Source organism: Mesorhizobium sp. M8A.F.Ca.ET.021.01.1.1 (genome assembly GCF_003998025.1).
In the GTDB taxonomy this organism is placed as follows: domain Bacteria; phylum Pseudomonadota; class Alphaproteobacteria; order Rhizobiales; family Rhizobiaceae; genus Mesorhizobium.
This window is the reverse complement of sequence record NZ_RZSJ01000922.1, coordinates 1-1388: the sequence shown is the minus strand read 5'-3', so window position 1 is coordinate 1388 and position 1388 is coordinate 1. Positions and strand designations below refer to the sequence as shown.

The following is a 1388-nucleotide window of genomic DNA, read 5'->3' as shown; positions in this document are numbered from 1 at the left end:
GTCTTCACGCGCGATCCGCCAAGCAGCCAGCGCGAGCGACATCTCGCAAACCGCGATCACCCGCGGCAAGGTCGCCAACACCAGCGTGCCGCGCTGGCTGCTTGGCGGATCGCGCGTGAAGACGGCGGTCGCCAATCGTGAAACGGCCAGGATCGACCGGTTGAAGCAACAGCAGGATGCCGCTGTCGCCATGCGCGCACACAAGTGCGCGAGTTCGGCGGGCTGAGCGAACGGGCCTTACCTGCAGCGGCTCATCACGCGCTCAACCGGAACCGCGTGACGTCGATCGCGGCGTTCATCAGCGTCTGCGTATAAGGCGCTTGCGGGTTGCTGAAGATGGCCTCGGTCGGCCCCTCCTCGACGATCTTGCCCTGCTTCATGACGATGATGTAGTCGGCCATGGCGCGCACCACCGCGAGATCGTGGCTGATGAACAGGTAGGACAGTTCGTGGTCGGCCTGGAGTTTGCGCAGCAATTCCACGATCTGTTTCTGCACCGAGCGGTCGAGCGCCGAGGTCGGCTCGTCCAGCACGACCATCTTGGGCTTCAGGATCATGGCGCGGGCAATGGCGATGCGTTGCCGTTGTCCGCCGGAAAATTCGTGCGGGTAGCGGTTGCGGGCATTGGGGTCGAGGCCGACTTCGCGCAGCGCCTCGACCGCGCGCTGGTCGCGCTGCTTTCCCGAAAGGTTCGGTTCATGCACCAGCAGCCCTTCGGTGATGACCTGGCCGACGGTCATGCGTGGCGACAGCGAGCCGAAGGGATCCTGGAAGACGAGCTGCATCTGGCGCCGCAGCGGCCGCATCTGCTGCCGGTCGGCCGTGGAAATGTCGCGATCGCCGAACCGGATGAGCCCATCGCTCGGCAACAGCCGCAGCAAGGCTCGGCCGAGCGTCGATTTGCCCGATCCGGATTCGCCGACGATGCCGATGGTCTGGTTGCGTTGCAACCGGATCGAGATGTGATCGACAGCCCGCAGCATCAGGGGTTCGCCGGCCAGGAACCCGCCGCCGATCCTGAATGTGACTTCGACGTTCCTGCCTTCGAGCACCACGGGCGCGTTGGCGGGCGGAGGTGCCTTGGTTCCCGTCGGCTCGGCCGCCAGCAGCATCTTGGTGTAGGCATGCTGCGGGTTGGCGAAGATCGCTTCCGCCGCGCCTTCCTCGACGACCTCTCCCTGGCGCATGACATAGACCCGGTCGGCGAAGCGCCGCACGATGCCGAGGTCGTGGGTGATGAAGACGATCGCCATGCCGAGCTTGCGCTGCAGCTCGGCCAGAAGCATCAGGATCTGTGCCTGGATGGTCACGTCGAGCGCCGCCGTCGGTTCGTCGGCGATCAGGATGTCGGGGTCGTTGGCGAGCGCCATGGCGATCATCACGCGCTG

General features: G+C 65.5%; 1 protein-coding gene and 1 pseudogene. One reads left to right on the top strand and one right to left on the bottom strand.

What is annotated here, in order from left to right; translation table 11 throughout:
• Window positions 1-226 (top strand): annotated as a pseudogene (locus EOA36_RS35480) (hypothetical protein); the annotation flags it as partial.
• A gap of 28 nt (window positions 227-254) precedes the next feature.
• Here EOA36_RS35480 and EOA36_RS35475 read toward each other — a convergent pair.
• Window positions 255-1388 (bottom strand): dipeptide ABC transporter ATP-binding protein (locus tag EOA36_RS35475; protein WP_145969513.1); only part of this gene is annotated, 1134 nt, incomplete at its 5' end.